This is a genomic window from Paraburkholderia sp. PAMB 6770, from assembly GCF_057748135.1.
The window spans coordinates 2865964-2884639 of record NZ_CM173238.1 but is presented as its reverse complement, the minus strand read 5'-3'; the positions used below and the strand labels follow the sequence as shown (position 1 = coordinate 2884639).

General features: G+C 66.3%; 20 protein-coding genes. 10 read left to right on the top strand and 10 right to left on the bottom strand.

The window, feature by feature from the left end; genetic code table 11:
* The first annotated feature begins 46 nt into the window (after positions 1-46).
* Both nadA and nadC read left to right on the top strand, forming a co-directional pair.
* Positions 47-1180: a quinolinate synthase NadA gene (gene nadA / locus AC3AP7_RS13055; RefSeq protein ID WP_475762357.1), complete on the top strand. Its 1134-nt coding sequence runs from the start codon at positions 47-49 to the stop codon at positions 1178-1180.
* A complete protein-coding gene (gene nadC / locus AC3AP7_RS13050; RefSeq protein WP_475762359.1) occupies positions 1180-2079 on the top strand; it encodes a carboxylating nicotinate-nucleotide diphosphorylase in 900 nt (299 codons plus the stop codon). Before nadA ends, nadC begins: the two co-directional genes overlap by 1 nt.
* Before the next feature lie 111 nt (positions 2080-2190).
* On the opposite strand, the gene nadB is transcribed toward nadC, so the two are convergent.
* The 4 genes from nadB to radC form a co-directional block, all read right to left on the bottom strand.
* Positions 2191-3789 (bottom strand): L-aspartate oxidase, encoded by a 1599-nt coding sequence (nadB, locus tag AC3AP7_RS13045; RefSeq protein ID WP_475762362.1) that lies wholly within the window; start codon positions 3787-3789, stop codon positions 2191-2193.
* Between the two features lie 250 nt (positions 3790-4039).
* Complete coding sequence (rpmG, locus tag AC3AP7_RS13040; protein ID WP_475762364.1) at positions 4040-4207, bottom strand: 50S ribosomal protein L33; 168 nt, start codon at positions 4205-4207, stop codon at positions 4040-4042.
* Between the two features lie 10 nt (positions 4208-4217).
* The gene (gene rpmB / locus AC3AP7_RS13035; RefSeq protein ID WP_475762366.1) at positions 4218-4451 is read right to left on the bottom strand and encodes a 50S ribosomal protein L28; all 234 of its coding nucleotides are present in this window, start codon (positions 4449-4451) and stop codon (positions 4218-4220) included.
* 206 nt (positions 4452-4657) lie between these two features.
* A complete protein-coding gene (radC, locus tag AC3AP7_RS13030; protein ID WP_475762368.1) occupies positions 4658-5443 on the bottom strand; it encodes a RadC family protein in 786 nt (261 codons plus the stop codon).
* Between the two features lie 198 nt (positions 5444-5641).
* On the opposite strand from radC, the gene AC3AP7_RS13025 reads away from it, so the two are divergent.
* From AC3AP7_RS13025 to AC3AP7_RS12995, 7 genes are all read left to right on the top strand, one after another.
* Positions 5642-6097: an FKBP-type peptidyl-prolyl cis-trans isomerase gene (locus AC3AP7_RS13025; RefSeq protein ID WP_475762370.1), complete on the top strand. Its 456-nt coding sequence runs from the start codon at positions 5642-5644 to the stop codon at positions 6095-6097.
* A gap of 2 nt (positions 6098-6099) precedes the next feature.
* A complete protein-coding gene (ispH, locus tag AC3AP7_RS13020; RefSeq protein ID WP_475762372.1) occupies positions 6100-7059 on the top strand; it encodes a 4-hydroxy-3-methylbut-2-enyl diphosphate reductase in 960 nt (319 codons plus the stop codon).
* A gap of 532 nt (positions 7060-7591) precedes the next feature.
* Entirely contained in the window at positions 7592-8596 is a 1005-nt protein-coding gene (locus AC3AP7_RS13015; RefSeq protein ID WP_475762375.1) for a hypothetical protein, read from the top strand.
* A gap of 175 nt (positions 8597-8771) precedes the next feature.
* A complete protein-coding gene (locus tag AC3AP7_RS13010; protein WP_475762377.1) occupies positions 8772-9722 on the top strand; it encodes a branched-chain amino acid ABC transporter permease in 951 nt (316 codons plus the stop codon).
* 16 nt (positions 9723-9738) lie between these two features.
* Complete coding sequence (locus AC3AP7_RS13005; RefSeq protein WP_475762379.1) at positions 9739-10908, top strand: ABC transporter permease subunit; 1170 nt, start codon at positions 9739-9741, stop codon at positions 10906-10908.
* 24 nt (positions 10909-10932) lie between these two features.
* Entirely contained in the window at positions 10933-11709 is a 777-nt protein-coding gene (locus AC3AP7_RS13000; protein ID WP_475762381.1) for an ABC transporter ATP-binding protein, read from the top strand.
* Positions 11709-12425: an ABC transporter ATP-binding protein gene (locus AC3AP7_RS12995; protein WP_475762383.1), complete on the top strand. Its 717-nt coding sequence runs from the start codon at positions 11709-11711 to the stop codon at positions 12423-12425. Before AC3AP7_RS13000 ends, AC3AP7_RS12995 begins: the two co-directional genes overlap by 1 nt.
* 114 nt (positions 12426-12539) lie before the next feature.
* On the opposite strand, the gene AC3AP7_RS12990 is transcribed toward AC3AP7_RS12995, so the two are convergent.
* From AC3AP7_RS12990 to AC3AP7_RS12980, 3 genes are all read right to left on the bottom strand, one after another.
* Positions 12540-13007 (bottom strand): GNAT family acetyltransferase, encoded by a 468-nt coding sequence (locus AC3AP7_RS12990; protein ID WP_475762386.1) that lies wholly within the window; start codon positions 13005-13007, stop codon positions 12540-12542.
* A 21-nt stretch (positions 13008-13028) separates the two neighbouring features.
* Positions 13029-14213, bottom strand: a complete 1185-nt coding sequence (locus AC3AP7_RS12985; RefSeq protein WP_475762388.1) for an acetylornithine transaminase — start codon at positions 14211-14213, stop codon at positions 13029-13031.
* 341 nt (positions 14214-14554) lie between these two features.
* On the bottom strand, positions 14555-15586 hold the full coding sequence (locus tag AC3AP7_RS12980; RefSeq protein WP_475762390.1) for a CDP-6-deoxy-delta-3,4-glucoseen reductase: 1032 nt from the start codon (positions 15584-15586) through the stop codon (positions 14555-14557).
* Between the two features lie 67 nt (positions 15587-15653).
* Here AC3AP7_RS12980 and AC3AP7_RS12975 point away from each other — a divergent pair, with 67 nt between their 5' ends.
* Positions 15654-16724: an NAD-dependent epimerase/dehydratase family protein gene (locus AC3AP7_RS12975; protein ID WP_475762391.1), complete on the top strand. Its 1071-nt coding sequence runs from the start codon at positions 15654-15656 to the stop codon at positions 16722-16724.
* Here the strand turns inward: AC3AP7_RS12975 and AC3AP7_RS12970 are convergent.
* The 3 genes from AC3AP7_RS12970 to AC3AP7_RS12960 all read right to left on the bottom strand — a co-directional run bounded on the left by AC3AP7_RS12970 (position 16707) and on the right by AC3AP7_RS12960 (position 18662).
* Complete coding sequence (locus AC3AP7_RS12970; protein WP_475762393.1) at positions 16707-16895, bottom strand: hypothetical protein; 189 nt, start codon at positions 16893-16895, stop codon at positions 16707-16709. The two genes, AC3AP7_RS12975 and AC3AP7_RS12970, sit on opposite strands and share 18 nt — an antisense overlap.
* Positions 16896-16988: 93 nt before the next feature.
* A complete protein-coding gene (locus AC3AP7_RS12965) occupies positions 16989-17693 on the bottom strand; it encodes a 16S rRNA pseudouridine(516) synthase (protein ID WP_475762395.1) in 705 nt (234 codons plus the stop codon).
* A gap of 138 nt (positions 17694-17831) precedes the next feature.
* Positions 17832-18662: a quaternary amine ABC transporter ATP-binding protein gene (locus tag AC3AP7_RS12960; protein WP_475762397.1), complete on the bottom strand. Its 831-nt coding sequence runs from the start codon at positions 18660-18662 to the stop codon at positions 17832-17834.
* Positions 18663-18676 lie beyond the last annotated feature (14 nt).

The window sequence follows — 18676 nt, the reverse complement described above, 5'->3', positions numbered from 1 at the left end:
GGCGACATCCGGCGGCGCGCGGCCGCTCAGCAGGGCAGAGGAGATCATGAGTCAGCAGGCCATCAGGAGCATCGAGTACGACCGGCCGCAGGGTGCGAGCTGCGGTATCGGCCAGGCTTGGGCAAGGGTGCCGCAGGCACCGTCGGCGCAGGAGAAGGCCGCACTGAAGGCGCGCATTCGCGCGCTGCTCGTGCGCGAAAACGCGGTGCTCGTCGCGCATTACTACGTGGACCCCGAGTTGCAGGAGCTGGCCGACGAGACCGGCGGCTGCGTGGCCGATTCGCTGGAAATGGCGCGCTTTGGCCGCGCTCACGACGCACAGACCCTGGTGGTCGCGGGCGTGCGTTTCATGGGCGAGACCGCGAAGATCCTGAGCCCGGACAAGCGCGTGCTGATGCCGGATCTGGACGCCACCTGCTCGCTCGATCTCGGTTGCCCGGTCGATGAGTTTTCGGCATTCTGCGACGCGCATCCAGACCGCACGGTCGTCGTGTACGCCAATACCAGCGCGGCCGTGAAGGCGCGCGCCGACTGGATGGTGACGTCCTCGATCGGGCTGGACATCGTCGCCGACCTGCATGCGCGCGGCAAAAAAATCCTCTGGGCACCGGACCGGCACCTCGGCAGCTACATCCAGCGCAAGACCGGTGCGGACATGCTGATGTGGCAGGGGTCGTGCCTCGTGCACGACGAGTTCAAGGGCGTCGAGCTCGATCTGTTGCGTGCCGACTATCCGGATGCGAAGGTGCTCGTGCATCCCGAGTCGCCGCACAGCGTTGTCGCGCAGGCGGACGTCGTCGGCTCGACCACGCAGCTGATCGATGCCGCGCAGCGGCTCGACGCGCAGCGCTTCATCGTCGCGACGGACCTCGGCATTCTGTACAAGATGCGGCTCGCCGCGCCGGACAAGACGTTCATCGAGGCGCCCACGGCCGGCAACAGCGCGACGTGCAAGAGCTGCGCGCACTGCCCGTGGATGGCCATGAACGGCCTCGCGAATCTCGCGGACGTGCTCGAGCGCGGCCACAACGAGGTGTTCGTGGATCGCGCGACCGGTGAGCGCGCGCGCCTGCCGATCGAGCGCATGCTCGATTTCGCCGCGCGTCGCAAGACCCGCGTGCAGGCGAGCGGCGATCTCGCGCGGGACACCACGTTGTTCGCGAACGTGGGAGCAGCCTGATGGGTGTCGATCAGGTCTATCGGGACGAGGCGGTGTCGCCGGTCTTTGCCGAGGTGAGCGCGCAATACGGTGCGGCGTTCGACGCGGCGATCGCGCGCAACGTAGCCGACGCGCTGGCCGAGGACGTGGGCGCGGGCGACCTGACGGGCCGCCTCGTGCCGGCCGACGAGATGCGCGACGCGCGGATCGTCGTGCGCGAGGACGCCGTGCTGTGCGGCGTGCCCTGGTTCGACGCGGTGATGCGGCGGGTCGATCCGCGTATCGAGGTGCGCTGGTGCTACCGTGAAGGCGACCGGATGGCGGCGGATTCGGCCGTGTGCGCATTGCGGGGGCCGGCGCGTGCGCTGCTCACTGCGGAGCGCAACGCGCTGAACTTCCTGCAACTGCTCTCGGGCGTGGCGAGCGCGACGCGCCGCTTCGTCGATCAGGTCGCCCATACCCGCGCGCGCATTCTCGATACGCGCAAAACGCTGCCCGGCTTGCGTCTCGCACAGAAGTACGCGGTGCGCGTCGGCGGCGGCGCGAACCAGCGGCTTGCGCTGTACGACGGCATCCTGATCAAGGAGAACCACATCGCGGCGGCGGGCGGCATCGGCGCGGCGATGGACGCAGCGTTTGCGCTCGCGGCGGGCGTGCCGATCCAGATCGAGGTCGAGTCGCTGACGGAGCTTGAAGCGGCGCTTGCGCATCGCGCGCAGTCGATCCTGCTCGACAACTTTTCATTCGATGCGATGCGCGACGCGGTGCGTATCACCGCGGGACGCGCGGTGCTCGAAGTGTCCGGCGGCGTGAACATGGACACCGTCCGCACGATTGCCGAGACGGGGGTCGACCGCATCTCGATCGGCGCGCTGACCAAGGACGTGCGTGCGACCGACTACTCGATGCGTATCGTCTGACGGTTGAACGCGCGGGCGAAGCGATCGTCCGCGTGGTCCTGCCGTCGTATCGGATGGCGCGGACCGATGCGCGGCCGGGCCCGGCCCGGCCGCCGGCCCGCCTTCTGGTGATCAGACGTGAAAATTGCGCACGCGCTCCGGCGCGAGCACGGTCGGCAACGCCTTGGGCAATGCCGCGGGCCAGTCGCGGCTGTAATGCAGTCCGCGACTTTCGCGGCGCGCACGTGCGCTGTCGACGATCAGCGACGCGACATCCACCAGATTGCGCAACTCCAGCAGGTCGCGGCTCACCTTGAAGTGCGCGTAGTACTCCTGGATTTCGTCGCGCAGCAGCGTAAGACGATGCCGCGCGCGCGCAAGCCGCTTGTCGGTCCGCACGATGCCCACGTAGTTCCACATCAGGCGGCGCAACTCGTCCCAGTTGTGCGCGACCACGACTTCTTCGTCCGGGTCCGATACGCGACTCTCGTCCCAATCCGGCAGCGCCGCTCGCCCGGCCGCATCAAACCCGGCTTCCTCGATGGCAGCGGCGGTCGAACGGCCGATCACGATGCATTCGAGCAGCGAATTGCTCGCGAGGCGGTTTGCGCCGTGCAGACCCGTGTACGACGTTTCGCCGACCGCGTAGAGGCCGCCGACATCGGTTCGGCCGGCGAGGTCGGTGACCACGCCGCCGCAGGTGTAATGCGCGGCCGGTACGACCGGGATCGGCTCCTTCGTGATGTCGATGCCGAATTCGCGGCAGCGCGCGAGGATGGTCGGGAAGTGCTCCTGCAGAAACGCGGCGGGCTGATGGCTGATGTCGAGATAGACGCAGTCGATGCCGCGCTTCTTGATTTCGAAGTCGATCGCGCGTGCGACGATATCCCGCGGCGCGAGCTCGGCGCGCGGATCGTGCTCGGGCATGAAGCGCGTGCCGTCCGGCAGCTTCAGGATGCCGCCTTCGCCGCGCACGGCCTCGGAAATCAGGAACGACTTCGCGTACGGATGGAACAGGCACGTCGGATGAAACTGGATGAACTCCATGTTGGCGACGCGGCAGCCGGCGCGCCATGCCATCGCGATGCCGTCACCGGTCGCGGTGTCCGGGTTCGTGGTGTACAGATAGACCTTGCCGGCGCCGCCGGTGGCGAGCACGGTGTGCGGCGCTTCGATGGTAACGGTGCGGCCGCTGCGCACGTCGAGTGCATAGAGTCCGTGACAGCGGCGTCCCGGCAGACCCAGCCGTTCGGACGTGATCAGGTCGATCGCATGATGCTCTTCGAGCAGCGTGATGTTCGGATGGCGCCGCGCGCGTTCGCTGAGTGTGGCGACCACTGCGTGGCCGGTGGCGTCTGCCGCATGAATGATCCGGCGGTGACTGTGGCCGCCTTCGCGTGTCAGATGAAAACCGAGTTCGGCCGCGTCGTCCTTCGTGAACGGCACGCCCTGAGCGATCAGCCATTCGATTGCCGCGCGCCCGTGTTCGACGATATAGCGGGTGGCGGCTTCGTCACACAGGCCGCCGCCGGCGACCAGCGTGTCGTTGACGTGGTTTTCGATGCTGTCGTCCGAATCCAGCACGGCAGCGATGCCGCCCTGTGCCCAGTCGCTCGCGCCTTCGGTCATCGTGCGCTTCGCGATCACCGCGACCCGCTGTGTTTGCGCGAGATTCAGCGCGACACTCAGACCCGCAAGGCCGCTACCGACAATTGCTACGTCGAAATTCATCTGCTACGTCTCCATCACTTTTACAGCCCGCGCGACCCGTGTCGCCGTTTACCGGTAAGCGAGCAAGGATACGCGTCGCGGCTCGCGAGGGAAAGCTGGCCGAACGGCAAAAGTGTGTCGATCGTGCGATGGCGGGCCAAAAAAACGTGGCTTCGGAAAAAGAGGGTGCCCAAAAAAGAGGGTGCCAAAAACAAAAAGCCCCGCACGGATGCGGGGCTTTCGTCTTCGTCAAGCAGGCAGGAGACAGACCTTATTTGATCTTGGTTTCCTTGTACATCACATGCTTGCGGGCGACGGGATCGAACTTGCTGATCTCCATCTTCTCCGGCATGTTGCGCTTGTTCTTCGTGGTGGTGTAGAAGTGACCGGTACCTGCGGTCGATTCCAGCTTGATCTTGTCGCGTGCGCCTTTCGCCATGATGGGCTCCTTAGACTACGCCGCGTGCGCGCAGGTCTGCGAGCACGGCGTCGATACCGTTCTTGTCGATCAGGCGCAGGCCCGCGTTCGAAATGCGCAGGCGCACGAAGCGGTTTTCGCTTTCAACCCAGATACGACGGCTTTGCAGGTTCGGCAGGAACCGGCGCTTGGTTTTGTTGTTCGCGTGGGAAACGTTGTTGCCGCTCATCGGCGCTTTCCCAGTGACTTGGCAGACGCGTGCCATATGAGAGCACTCCTAATACGCTGAAATTCTGAGTTCGGACGCCGTAAAAGCCTCCCGCAACGCCAGGGCACGATACAGCTGCCGGTCTGCGGGAATGCCTTTGCCTTTGGAGGGCATCGAAACAGGGTTGGAAATAGGCAAACCGGAATTCTAGCAGAAAAGCCGCCGGCGCATCAAATCTTATTTGACGCCCGGTCGCGGGCGCGTCAGTTCCAGCCCGCGCGGGCGAACGAGAAGGTTTCCTGGGTGCCGATCACGAGGTGATCGATCAGTTTCACGTCGATCAGCGCGAGCGCCTCGCGCAGCACCTGCGTGAGGCGCCGGTCGCTGGCGCTCGGCCTGACCGCGCCCGATGGGTGATTATGCGCGACGATCATGCTGGCCGCATTGAGGTTGAGCGCGCGGCGGACGATTTCGCGTGGATAGACGGCCATGCGCGTGAGCGAGCCGCGCGCGCTTTCCTCGCTGCCGATCAGCCGGTGCCGCGCGTCGAGAAACAGGCAGATGAACACTTCATACGGGCGCGAGCCGATCAGCAGACGCAGATAGCTCTCGACCGCCTCGGGCGAATCGATCAGCGGCCGCTCGCGCATCGTCTCGACGAGCGAGCGGCGCGCGAGTTCGAGAATCGCGAGCAGTTGCGCGGTCTTCGCCGGACCGATGCCGGGCAGGCCGGCCAGATCGGACGGGGTGGCGTCGAGTAGCGCGCGCAGCGAGCCGAAGCGCGCCAGCAGCGAGTCGGCGATGCCGAACACGTCGAGGCCGCGCAGGCCCGAGCCGAGGACGAGCGCGATCAGTTCGGCGTCGGTCAGCGTGTGCGGGCCCGACGCGAGCAGGCGCTCCCGCGGCATGCGCTGGCGGCGGGCGCGCGCCCGCCGCCGGGGTGCTTCGACAAGGCACGGCCGGGCCGCGCCCGGCGGCCCGGCGGAGGCGCTGGAAGCGCTGGAGGCGTCTGTCAGAGCGAGCAGGCGCACGTGCGGTTTCGGGGTCATGTCGCGATTCTCCGGTGGGCGCGCGCGCGGGCTGGCGACATCGGGGCGTGCCTCGACACCGCCAAGCCGCGGTGGGCTATGTGGCTTACAATGACGGTTTTGCGCGCGGCGCGGCCACGAGCGCCGTCTCCGACGAGGGGCTGCCCGCGCGGGCCTGTGCGGGACGCGCAGGCGCATTCCGACCCCAGCGAGTACTGCATGAGCATCATCGACATCTCCGAAGTGAAACCGGGTTCGCACGTCACGCTCCATTACCGTCTTTCGCTTGCCGATGGCGCCGAAGTCATCAACACCTTCAGCGACAAGCCCGCCACGCTGCTGCTCGGCGCGGGCCAGCTGGCGCCGCCGCTGGAAGCTATTTTGCTGGGCCTGAAAGTGGGCCACCACTCGACCTTTCAGCTAGCGCCGGGGCAGGCGTTCGGACCCCGGAATCCGGAACTGATCCAGCGTGTGTCGCTCGCGACGCTGCGCGAAAACAGCATGGTGGGTGAGGATTTTTCGCCCGGCGATCTCGTCGAATTCAATGCGCCGGGCGGTGGACGCTATGCGGGCGTGCTGAAAGAGGTCGGCGAGACGTCGGCGCTGTTCGACTTCAACCACCCGCTTGCCGGTCAGGCGCTGACGTTCGAAGTCAAAATCATCGGGATCCTGTAACCATGAGCATGACGGATACGACTCTGGCCGAAGCCGAGATTCTCCTTGCGCAGCCGCGCGGGTTCTGCGCGGGCGTCGACCGGGCCATCGAAATCGTCGAGCGGGCGATCGCGCTGCACGGCGCGCCGATCTACGTGCGCCACGAGATCGTCCATAACGCGTACGTCGTGGAAGATCTGCGCAAGAAAGGGGCCATCTTCATCGAGCAGCTCGACGAAGTGCCGGCCGGCAACACGGTGATTTTCAGCGCGCACGGCGTCTCGAAGGCCGTGCGCACCGAAGCCGAGTCGCGCGGCCTGCGCGTGTACGATGCGACGTGTCCGCTGGTCACCAAGGTGCATATCGAAGTGGCGAAAATGCGCCAGGAAGGCTTCGACATCGTGATGATCGGCCACAAGGGACACCCCGAGGTCGAGGGCACGATGGGGCAGACGGCCGAAGGCATGTACCTCGTCGAAGACAGCGACGACGTCGCGGCACTGAAGCTCGCCGATCCCGAGCGCATTGCGTTCGTCACGCAGACGACGCTGTCGGTCGACGACGCGGCGGAGATCATTGCGGCGCTCAAGGCGAAATATCCGTCGATCCGCGAACCGAAGAAGCAGGATATCTGCTATGCGACGCAAAACCGTCAGGACGCGGTCAAGTTCATGGCGCCGCAGTGCGACGTCGTGATCGTCGTCGGCAGTCCAAACAGCTCGAATTCGAACCGGCTGCGCGAAGTGGCCGAAAAGCGCGGCATTCCCGCCTACATGGTGGATTCTCCCGATCAGATCGATCCGCACTGGATCAACGGCAAGCTGCGCATCGGCGTGACAGCCGGCGCGTCGGCGCCTGAAGTGCTCGCGCAGGCGGTGATCGCGCGGCTGCGCGAACTTGGCGTGCGCCACGTGCGCGCGCTCGACGGCATTGAAGAGAACATTGCGTTTCCGCTGCCGCGCGGCCTCGGCCTCGCGGGATGAGCCGCACCGGAGCCGAATGAACGGCGCGCCGCTGGCGCGCTTTTTTTTGCGCTCCGCGCGTCGCCGGTCCGACAAAAAGTGCCAGACCATCAAAAGTGACCGGTTGGCGCGCTGCCGCACACTATTTTCGAGGTCGTCAGCGATTTATTTTTTTGACTCGCGACATGATCGAGCCCCGTTTAATTTGTCATATTCGATCGCCCGCACTTTCTGTGCACCATATTTGTGCGTCCGCGATTTCAATATAGAAAAGCAAAAGCCAACGCGAAACGCCCTGAATTCGGGCGTTTGAGCCTGTGCCCGCAACACACGGTGTCGCGGGGGTCGTCGTTGGTGCAACTGATGCACGGAAAATTGTCGCAACCCGGTTGCAACAGATAATTGCTTTTGATCTCAAAATACGGTTGCAATGCAGGAAAACCCTGCCGTTTCAGGAATATTGCCCATCGCAAAATTGGAGTTACAATGCGCGCGTTCTCAAGGCCCGAGCGGCTTCGGGACGCGATGTCGGCAAGGCGCTGGAGACCACTGAATGCAAGTCAAGTTTGCTTACACCGTGTCCGGCGCGGCCGCGGTTGCGCCAATGACTGCGTCCGGCGCGAGCAACGATAGCGAGGCAGGCCTGAGCAGTGACGGCGCGGCAACGACGCTGCCTGACACGCTGAAGGCGGGTATGGACGACGCGCGCGGATCGGGGGCGAGGGCCGCCGGGTGCGCGAACGACAACGAAAACGGGGTGCGATTGGCAGTTGCGGAAATCATCACCCAGGGGCGAGCGACCGGTGCCGGGCGCTTGCCGGCGCGGCTCCCGCTTTCGCGGCGGGGCGTTCTCCCCGTGATGGGAGCCCGGCCTGTCGGGTCGCGTACGACGAAGTCGCCCACCCGGGCGCGGCGCGGCGTTCAGGCTGCCGCCGGCGGGTCGTGCGGCGTCGAAGCCGTCGTCCGGTCGCGGACGGCGCACCCCCCGGCCGGGCGGCCCGGGGCCTCATCTTTCATGAATCACCGTGTTCAGCCGGATGCAAATGCCTCCGGCGGACCGAGCACAACGGACGGGCCGCCTGCGACGCAGGCGAGCGGGTCCGCGAGCAGGGCAAAAATCCTCGTCGGCGATGGTGTGTGGGCCGGCGAGGTGGGCGTGCGGGCGCAAGCCGCCGCGTGCGACCGGGCCGCGGCCCAGACGACGTATTCGTCTGTTGCCGCGGACGACGGACCGGGCTGCGGCAAGCGAGCCGCAGCCCGGTCCCACACGCCGTTGCAGGTTGACGTGCCGTGCGCGTACGAAGCGAAGTGCGCGCACATCGATGCAAGGCAGCACGCCGACCCGATCGACGCGCCCAGAGCGCCGGCTGCGATGCCGACCGACGTCCGCCGTGGCGGGCCCGGTCTGATCGCATCCGGCGGCGCGGGATGTCGGCGGGAAGGCGCCTTCGCGCTTCACGACGTCAGGGACAGCCATCCCGCGGTTCTCGACGCCGTGAAACGACAGGCGGGACGTACAGCCGGACGGCACCGGGTCTACCCCATGGTGTCTTCCTGACCCCGCTTCCGGCGCGCCGGCGACCGCAACACGGTGGTCCGGCGCACCGGCGGCGAATAACCCTTACCGGTCTTTTATATCAGTACCCGCAGTGCCGTTGCGATTTGTGCGAGTCGTCACCGCCCACCGGCTGACGAAGAGCGCGAATCCAGTCGCACGGGCTAAGGAGCATTAAATGGATATCTTCATCCAGCAGATCATCAACGGGCTGGTGCTCGGCAGTGTGTACGCCATCATCGCGCTGGGCTATACGATGGTGTACGGCATTCTCGGCATCATCAACTTCGCGCACGGCGACGTGCTGATGGTCGGCGCGATGGTTGCGCTATCAACCATCAACGTGCTGAACAACCACTTTCCGCACATGAACGGCGTCGTGATGCTGGTGATCGCGCTCATCGTCGCCGCGGTCGTCTGCGCGATAGTCGGCTACGTGATCGAGCGTGCCGCGTACCGGCCGCTGCGCCGCGCGCCGCGCCTCGCGCCGCTGATTACCGCCATCGGCGTGTCGATCCTGCTCGAGACGCTCGCGATGATCATCTGGGGCCGCAATCCGCTGTCCTTCCCGCAACTGCTGCCGACGAATCCGATCAACGTGATTCCGCAGACGGCCACCTCGGTCGGCGCGGTGATCTCGGGTACCGAGATCACGATCATCGTTGTCGCGTTCCTGACGATGGCGGGGCTGCTGCTGCTGGTGCACAAGACGAAGCTTGGCCGCGCGATGCGCGCGATCGCGGAGAATCCGAACAACGCGAGCCTGATGGGCGTGAATCCGAACTTCGTGATCTCGGCGACGTTCATGATCGGCTCGGCGCTCGCTGCGCTCGCCGGCGTGATGGTGGCGTCCGAGTACGGCAATGTGCACTTCTACATGGGTTTCATCCCGGGCATGAAGGCGTTCACCGCCGCGGTGCTGGGCGGGATCGGCAACCTCGGCGGCGCGATGGTCGGCGGCGTGGTGCTGGGTCTTATCGAGCAGCTCGGCGCGGGCTACATCGGCGGACTGACGGGCGGCGTGTTCGGCAGCAACTACCAGGACGTGTTCGCGTTCATCGTGCTGATCATCGTGCTGGTGTTCCGTCCGTCGGGGCTGCTGGGCGAACGCGTCGCGGACCGTGCATAACAGGGAGTAGCGCAAAATGACCTCCATTCAACCGATCGAGCCGTCGACGACGCTCATCCCCGAGAAAAACCTCACCAGAACGCTGACGGTCGGCGTCCTTACCACGATCCTCGTCGTTGCCGCACCGATCCTGATCGGCACCTTCGGCGGCGACTACTGGGTGCGGGTGCTCGACTTCGCCATGCTGTACGTGATGCTCGCACTCGGCCTGAACGTGGTGGTCGGCTTTGCCGGCCTCCTCGACCTCGGCTACATCGCGTTCTACGCGGTCGGCGCCTACACCGCGGCGCTGCTCACGTCGCCGCATCTGTCGACGCAGTTCGCGTGGATCGGCCACCTGTTCCCGGGCGGCATCCACTCGCCGTACTGGCTCGTCGTGCCGGTGGCGATGGCGCTCGCGGCGGTGTTCGGCGTGCTGCTCGGCGCCCCGACACTGCGTCTGCGCGGCGATTACCTCGCGATCGTGACCCTCGGCTTCGGGGAAATCGTGCGGATCTTCATGAACAACCTCGACCGTCCGCTGAACATCACGAACGGACCGCAGGGGATTACCGGCGTCGATCCGGTGTCGATCGGCCACTTCGACTTCTCGCAGACGCACAAGCTGTTCGGCTTCGCCTTCACGACGGTCTATGAGTACTACTACCTGTTCGTGCTGTGCGCGCTGTTCGTGATCTGGGTGTGTACGCGCCTGCAGCACTCGCGCATCGGCCGCGCGTGGGCGGCGATCCGCGAGGACGAGATCGCGGCGAAGGCGATGGGCATCAACACCCGCAACGTGAAGCTGCTCGCGTTCGCGATGGGCGCGTCGTTCGGCGGCCTGTCGGGTGCGATGTTCGGCGGCTTCCAGGGGTTCGTGTCGCCGGAATCGTTCACCTTCTGGGAGTCGGTCGTGGTGCTCGCGTGCGTCGTGCTCGGCGGCATGGGTCACATTCCCGGCGTGATTCTCGGCGCGGTGCTGCTCGCGATCTTCCCGGAGTTCCTGCGCTCGACGATGGGTCCGCTGCAGAACGCGATCTTCGGTCACCAGATCATCGATACGGAAGTGATCCGTCAGCTGCTGTACGGTCTCGCGATGGTGCTCATCATGCTGTACCGCTCGGAGGGCCTGTGGCCCGCGCCGAAGCATGAAGACCGGATCGCGAAGCTGGCAAGGCGCGATGCGAAGAAGCCGGTGCGCGCCTGAAGAGCCTGACAGGAGAATAATGCAATGAGCGATAACCAGATCCGTTTGTCCGTCAAGGGCGTGAACAAGCGCTTCGGCGGCCTGCAGGCGCTGTCGGAAGTCGGCCTCGAAATCCGGGCCGGCGAAATCTACGGGCTGATCGGTCCGAACGGGGCCGGCAAGACCACCTTCTTCAACGTGATTACCGGCCTCTACACGCCGGATTCGGGCGAGTTCAGGCTCGACGGCCAGAACTACACGCCGACGGCCGTGTATCAGGTCGCGAAGGCGGGCATCGCGCGCACCTTCCAGAACATCCGCCTGTTCGGCGGGATGACCGCGCTCGAAAACGTGATGGTTGGCCGTCACGTGCGCACGAAGCACGGCCTGCTCGGCGCGGTGTTCCAGACGCGTTCGGAGCGCCAGGAAGAGCGCGAGATCCGCGAACGTGCGCTGGAACTGCTGGAGTACGTCGGCGTGCTGCAGTACGCGGACTATACGTCGCGCAACCTGTCGTACGGTCACCAGCGGCGCCTGGAGATTGCGCGTGCGCTCGCGACCGATCCGAAGCTGCTCGCGCTCGACGAACCGGCCGCGGGCATGAACGCGACCGAGAAGGTCGAACTGACGAAGCTGCTGGACAAGATCCGTGCGGACGGCAAGACGATCCTGCTGATCGAGCACGACGTGAAGCTGGTGATGGGCCTGTGCAACCGCATGACAGTGCTCGACTACGGCAAGGTGATCGCCGAGGGGCTGCCGCAGGACGTGCAGAAGGACCCGAAGGTGATCGAGGCGTATCTGGGCGCGGGGGTCCACTAATGGCGACGGCAATGTTGAAAATCAAGGGCCTGCAGGTCAACTACGGCGGCATCCAGGCGGTCAAGGGTGTCGACATGGAGGTGCAGCAGGGCGAGCTCGTCACGCTGATCGGCGCGAACGGCGCGGGCAAGACCACGACGATGAAGGCGATCACCGGTCTGAAGGCCTACGCGGCGGGCGATATCGAGTACATGGGCCAGTCGATCAAGGGTGTCGCGCCGCACGAGCTGCTGCGTCGCGGGCTCGCGATGGTGCCGGAAGGCCGCGGTATCTTCGCGCGGATGTCGATTATCGAGAACATGCAGATGGGTGCCTACCTGCGCAACGACACGGACGGCATCAAGGCCGACATCGAGCGCATGTTCGGCTTCTTCCCGCGCCTGAAGGAGCGTGCGTCGCAGCTCGCGGGCACGCTGTCGGGCGGCGAGCAGCAGATGCTGGCGATGGCGCGCGCGATCATCAGCAAGCCGAAGCTGCTCCTGCTGGACGAGCCGTCGATGGGCCTCTCGCCGATCATGGTCGAGAAGATCTTCGAGGTGGTGCGCGAGGTGTCGAAGGAGGGCATCACGGTGCTGCTGGTCGAGCAGAACGCGCGTCTCGCGCTGCAGGCGGCGAACCGCGGCTACGTGATGGACTCGGGCCTCGTGACGATGTCGGGCGACGCGAAGCAGATGCTCGACGATCCGAAGGTGCGCGCCGCGTATCTCGGCGAATGAGCGGCAGGTGAGCAGCAGGTGAGCGGCGGATGAAGGGGGCGCTGGCCGCCCTTCATCCGCATCGGGACAGGAAAGGCCGCACGTCGCGAACCGACGTGCGGCCTTTTTTGCGGCCTACGCGCGCGCCGGCGCGGCCGGCTCGCCGAGGCGCCTGCCGAGGCTGATCACCTCGTCGGCGCGATAGCCGAGCGCGGCGTAGAACGCGCGAACGTCCGCCCTGCTGTTGAGCACCTGCAGGTTCACCTTCGGGCAGCCGAGCGCGGCGAGCGCCGCCTCGGCATGGCGCACGAGGCGCGTGCCGATGCCGAGCCGGCGCTGCGCGCCGTCGACCGCGAGCGAGTAAAGCCAGCCGCGATGCCCGTCGTAGCCGGCCATGAGCGTGCCGATCACCAGGCCGTCGCGCTCGGCGACGAAGAACAGCTCGGGCTGCGTCGCCAGCTTGTTGGCGATCGACAGCCGCGGATCGCGATGCGGTCGTCCCGGATCGCGATACTCGGGAAACGCCTGCTGCCACAGCGCGACGACCGCGTCCGTATCGGCGGCGTCGAAGCGGCGAATCGAGAATCCGGCAACGGTCGACATGATCGGGTTCTCCGCCGGCGCTTACAGCGAATCGAGCACGGAACGCAGCATCGCCATCATCTGGTCGATCTCTTCGTTCGTCACGTTCAGCGCGGGCATGAAGCGCAGCAGGTTCGGGCGCGCCGCGTTCAGCAGCAGGCCGTCGGGTTGCAGCTCGCGCGCCTTCTCGACGATCTGGTTGCCGATGTCCTTGCCGAGCAGCAGCGCGCGCAGCAGCCCCTCGCCGCGTTCGCCGGCAAAGCCGCGCTCTTCCGACAGTTCGAGCAGCTTCGCGCGCAGATAGTCGCCGCGCGCCCGCACGCCATCGAGAAAGCCTGGTGCGGTGAGCTGCGCGATCACCGAGTGGCCGACCGCGGTCATCAGCGGATTGCCGTTGTACGTGCCGCCCTGGTCGCCGGCCTCGAACACTTCGACCGCCTTCGTGCACAGCAGCGCCGCGAGCGGCACGCCGCCGCCGATGCCCTTGCCGAGCGTCATCACGTCCGGCTCGATGCCGGAAAGTTCGTAGGCGAACAGCGTGCCGGCACGGCCGCAGCCGCTTTGCACTTCGTCGACGATCAGCAGGATGCCGTGCTCGCGCGTGAGCGCGCGCAGCGCCTGCATGAATTCGCGGGTCGCCGGAATCACGCCGCCTTCGCCCTGGATCGGTTCGAGCATCACCGCGACCGTCTTGCTGCTGATCAGCTTCTCGACCGACGCGATATCGTTCAGTTCGGCCTTCGGGAAGCCCGGCACCTGGGGCGCGTAGATCGTGTCCCAGCCCGGCTTGCCGCTCGCGGACATCGTCGCGAGCGTGCGGCCGTGGAAGCTGTGATCGAACGTGATGATCTCGTACGCGCCGTCGCGATGCTTTTTGCCCCACTTGCGCGCGAGCTTGATCGCGCCTTCGTTCGCTTCGGCGCCGCTGTTCGTGAAGAACACCTTGTCGAAGCAGCTATGCTGCGTGAGCAGCGCCGCGAGCTGCGCCATCGGCGCGTTGTAGAACGCCGGCGACGGGTTGATCAGCAGGCGCGCCTGGCGTTCGAGCGCTTCGATCATCCCTTCGTTGCAGTGGCCGAGGCTGTTGACCGCCCACCCCTGGATGAAGTCGAGATAGCGCTTGCCGGCGTTGTCATACAGCCACGAGCCCTTGCCGTGCGTAAACACGATTTCGGGCCGGTTCGTGATGTACATCAGCGACTCGATGGGGTACTCGTTGAAATTCATGGCGCGGGCTCCGGGCGATGCAGGTGAACGGGGTTATCGGAAAGGGAACACAAGGGGAACACTAAGGGCAGGCAAAACAGACGCGCAAACAAAAAGCCACGGCATGCCGTGGCTTTCGTGATTCGAACATCAGGCGCTGGTGAAGCGCGAATCCGTGACCAAGCCGGCGGCATCCCTACGGGAGCAGCGAGCGGCGACGTCGGAGTTCGGACTGGATGCGTTTCATGCGCGAAAGAATACGACAACGCGAGGGGCCGTGTAAACCATGAATTTCGTGCGCCGTGCAGCAGGCACTGTGCAGCGGGCCGCCCTCATGGTCTGCGCGGCCCGCCGCGCGGCGCTCAGACCGGGTTGGCGAGGTCGGCTGCGCTGGTGAACGAATCCGCGTAGAACTCGCTTTCCGGCAGCCCGTGGTGCTGCGTGAAATCGCGCAGCGCCGACTCGACCATGACCGGCGCGCCGCACGCGTACACCTGATAGCCCGACAAGTCTGGCAGATCCTCGATGACGGCACGATGAACGAAGCCGGTGCGCCCCGTCCAGGCGTCGCTCGGATCCGGCTCCGAGAGCACCGGCACGAAGCGGAAGCCCGGAATCTCGCGCGCCCATTGCTCCGCCAGTTCGGCGAGGTACAGGTCCTTGCGGCGGCGTCCGCCCCAATAGAGCGTCATCGGGCGCTGCAGGTTCTTGAACACCGCGTGCTCGACGATCGCCTTCAGCGGCGCGAAGCCGGTACCGGACGCGAGCAGCACGATCGGCCTGTCGGAGTCCTCGCGCAGGAAGAAGGTGCCGAGCGGGCCTTCGAAGCGCAGGATGTCGCGCTCCTTCATCGTATTGAAGACGTGGTCGGTGAACGTGCCGCCCGGCATGTGGCGGATGTGCAGCTCGATCGGGCCGTCCGCGTGCGGCGGGCTCGCCATCGAGTAGCTGCGGCGCTTGCCGTCCTTCAGGATGAATTCGAGGTACTGGCCCGCGAGGTATTGCAGACGCTCGTTTGCCGGCAGTTGCAGCTTCAGCGTGACGACGTCGTCGGCCTTGCGCTCGATTGCGTTGACGCGGCACGGCAGTTTCTTCACCTGCATGTCGCCGACACCGGCCACTTCGCGGATGTCGATTTCCAGATCGGAGCACGGCGTCGCGCAGCAGAACAGCGCCATGCCGCGGGTTTTTTCGTCGTTCGACAGCGCAGACGACGAATGGGCGCGCTGTTCGAGCTCGCCGCTCACGACGGTGCCCTTGCACGAGCCGCATGCGCCGTTCTTGCAGCCGTACGGCAGGCCGATGCCCTGGCGCAGCGCGGCGCTCAGGACGGGTTCGTCGGGTTCTACCTGAAACTGCCGGCCGCTTTGCCGGAGCGTAACGTTGAATGCCATAGCGTGTTCGAATACGAAGAGTCGATAATCCGTGCGTGCCGCGGCGCACGGCTACAATGCGGTCACGATGAAAGTCACCCGAACCTTGCGCCGCCGGCGCGTGCTCATGGTGGGCTGCGGCGATGTCGGCATGCGTTGCGTCGCCTTGCTGCAGCCGCGCGCACGCGTCTTTGCGCTGACGACCCAGCCTGCCCGTTGCGCCGAACTGCGCGCCGCCGGCGTGACGCCGCTCGTCGGCGACCTCGATGCCCGGGCGAGCCTGAAGCGCCTCGCAGGCCTCGCGCCGACCGTGCTGCATCTTGCGCCTCCGCCACGCAGCGGCGCCGACGACCGCCGGACGCGCGCGCTGCTTGCCGCGCTGCGTGCCCACCCGCGGCGGCCCGCCGCGAGTCCCAGCGCGCCCGTCGGGCGCCTGCGCCGCAGGACCACCCGTGGTGCCCGCGAAACAGGCGCTATTGTACCCGAGGTACTTGAGGTATCCGACGTACCCGGGCCGCCCGGCGCGGCCGCGCGCACCGCAAGACGCGCGCGGCCGGTGCGGATCGTGTATGCGAGCACGACCGGCGTCTACGGCGACTGTGGCGGCGCGTGGGTCGATGAAACCCGGCCGGTGCGGCCGGCGACCCCGCGCGCGCAGCGCCGCGTATCGGCGGAGCAGCAGCTGCGGCGCGCGGCCGCGCGTGGCGCGGTGCATGCGAGCATCGCGCGGGTGCCCGGCATCTACGCGGGCAACCGCTTGCCGCTCGCGCGCCTCGAAAAGCGCGTTCCCGCGCTGTGCGAGACCGACGACGTCTACACGAACCATATCCACGCGGACGATCTCGCGGCAATTCTTGTTGCGATGACGTTGCGCGCGCAACCATCGCGGATATTTCACGCGAGCGACGACACGGTGCTGAAGATGGGTGAATACTTCGACGCGGTCGCGGACGCGTTTGGCCTGCCGCGCGCGCCGCGCCTGTCGCGCGACGACGCGCAGGCCGTGCTCGACCCGATGCTGCTGTCGTTCATGCGCGAATCGCGGCGGCTGTCGAACGCGCGGATGAAGCGCGAACTGCGCATGCGCCTGCGCTATCCGACGGTGGCCGACTTTCTGCGCGCCTGCGCGCCCGCACCGCGCTCAGGTGAGCGCGGGTAGCGCTTCGAGCAGCAGGAAGCAGAGCAGCGCGCCGATCAACGCGCCGATCAGGTTTGGAGAATAGGTGTGCCGCCGGTGCATTGCGATCAGCATGACGCCGATTACGGCGATGCCGAGACCAAGAGAGGCGACAAGCGCGAACGGGATCCCGTCAATGGATGGGGTATTCATGATCCCTCCCTGAAGCTTTTTTAGTCATTCTTCAACCCAGTATAGGGCGACTTGCAGGGAACGGCATGTTGCGGCGCAGCGCCGCGCGGCCTGTCAGCCGGCGCGCAGCGCGTCGAGATCCGCCGCGTCGAGCCATTGCCAGGCGCCTTCGGCGAGCGTCGCGGGCAACGCCAGTCCGCCGATGCGCGAACGATGCAGCGCCTCGACGCGATTGCCGGCAGCCGCCACCATCCGCTTGACCTGGTGATACTTGCCTTCGAGCACCGTCAGTTCGAGCGTGTGCGCAGCGCGCGCGTGCGCGGCGAGCGGCGTCACCGGTTTCGCTTCGCCGTGCAGCAGCACGCCCGCGCGCAGCGCGTCGAGTTGCGCGTCGTCAAGCGGATGGCGCACGGTCGCGACGTAGACCTTCGGGACCTTGCGCTTCGGCGACGTGTACGTATGCACGAACTGGCCGTCGTCCGACAGCAGGAGCAGGCCTGTGGTGTCCTGGTCGAGCCGGCCCACGCATTGCACGCCGCGCGTGGCGAATGGCGGCGGCAGCAGGCTGAAGACGCTCGGATGATGCTGCGGCTCGCGCGAGCATTCGTAGCCGGCGGGCTTGTTGAGCAACAGGTAGGCGCGCGTGCGATAGGGCCAGCGCACGCCGTCGACGCTGAACTGAAGGGCGTCGGTGTCGAACTCGGCGTCCGGATCGACGCACGTCGCGTGGCCGATCGACACGCGGCCGTCGGCGACGAGCGCACGACACTGGCGGCGCGAACCGAAGCCCTGAGTGAAAAGAACGCTTTCGAGATTCATGGGGGCGAGACGGGGCGGATGGAGCGCGGCGGCGCACGAGACGCCGCCGCTTCGCCCGCATTCTACCCGGCGCGCGGCGCGCGCCGGGGCCGTCGCACCCGGGGCCCGTGTCGATTGGGCCGGTTGCTCCGGCCGCGCTCAGTGTGCGGGCAGCCCTCCGCTGCGCCGTTCGACAAAGCGGCGCACATAGTCGTCGGCGGGCCGCTGCAGGATTTCCTCGGGCGTGCCCTGCTGCACGAGCACGCCGTCGCGCAGGATCGCGATCCGGTTGCCGATGCGCAGCGCCTCGTCCAGATCGTGCGTGATGAAGACGATCGTCTTGTTCAGCGTCGCCTGCAGTTCGAGCAACTGGTCCTGCATCTCGGTGCGGATCAGCGGGTCGAGCGCCGAGAACGCTTCGTCCATCAGCAGCACGTCGGTATCCGCGGCGAGCGCGCGCGCCAGCCCGACGCGCTGGCGCATGCCGCCCGAGAGTTCGTCCGGGTAGTGATCGCCGTAGCCGTCGAGCCCGACTTTCGCGAGCCACGTGCGCGCCTTCGCGTAGGCCTCGGCCTTGTGTTCGCCGCGCGTGCGCAGCGCGTAAGCGGTATTGTCGAGCACGGTCTGATGCGGCAGGAGTCCGAAGTTCTGGAACACCATGCTGATCCTGTAGCGGCGCAGCGTGCGCAGCCCCGCCGCGTCGAGCCTGATCACGTCGTCGCCGTCGATTGCGATTTCACCGGCGGTCGGCTCGATCAGCCGGTTGAAATGACGCACCAGCGTCGATTTCCCCGAGCCCGACAGGCCCATGATCACGTAGATCTCACCCGAGCCGATCGACAGGCTCACGTCGTTCAGCCCGACGTTGCAGCCGGTCTGCGCGAGCACCTCGGCCTTACCCTTGCCGGCTCTCAGCAGGTCGAGCACGCGCGCGTGCGCGGCCGGTGCGCCGAAGAGCTTGTAGACGTGCCTGACTTCGATGTTTGCCATGAGATTCTCCTCGC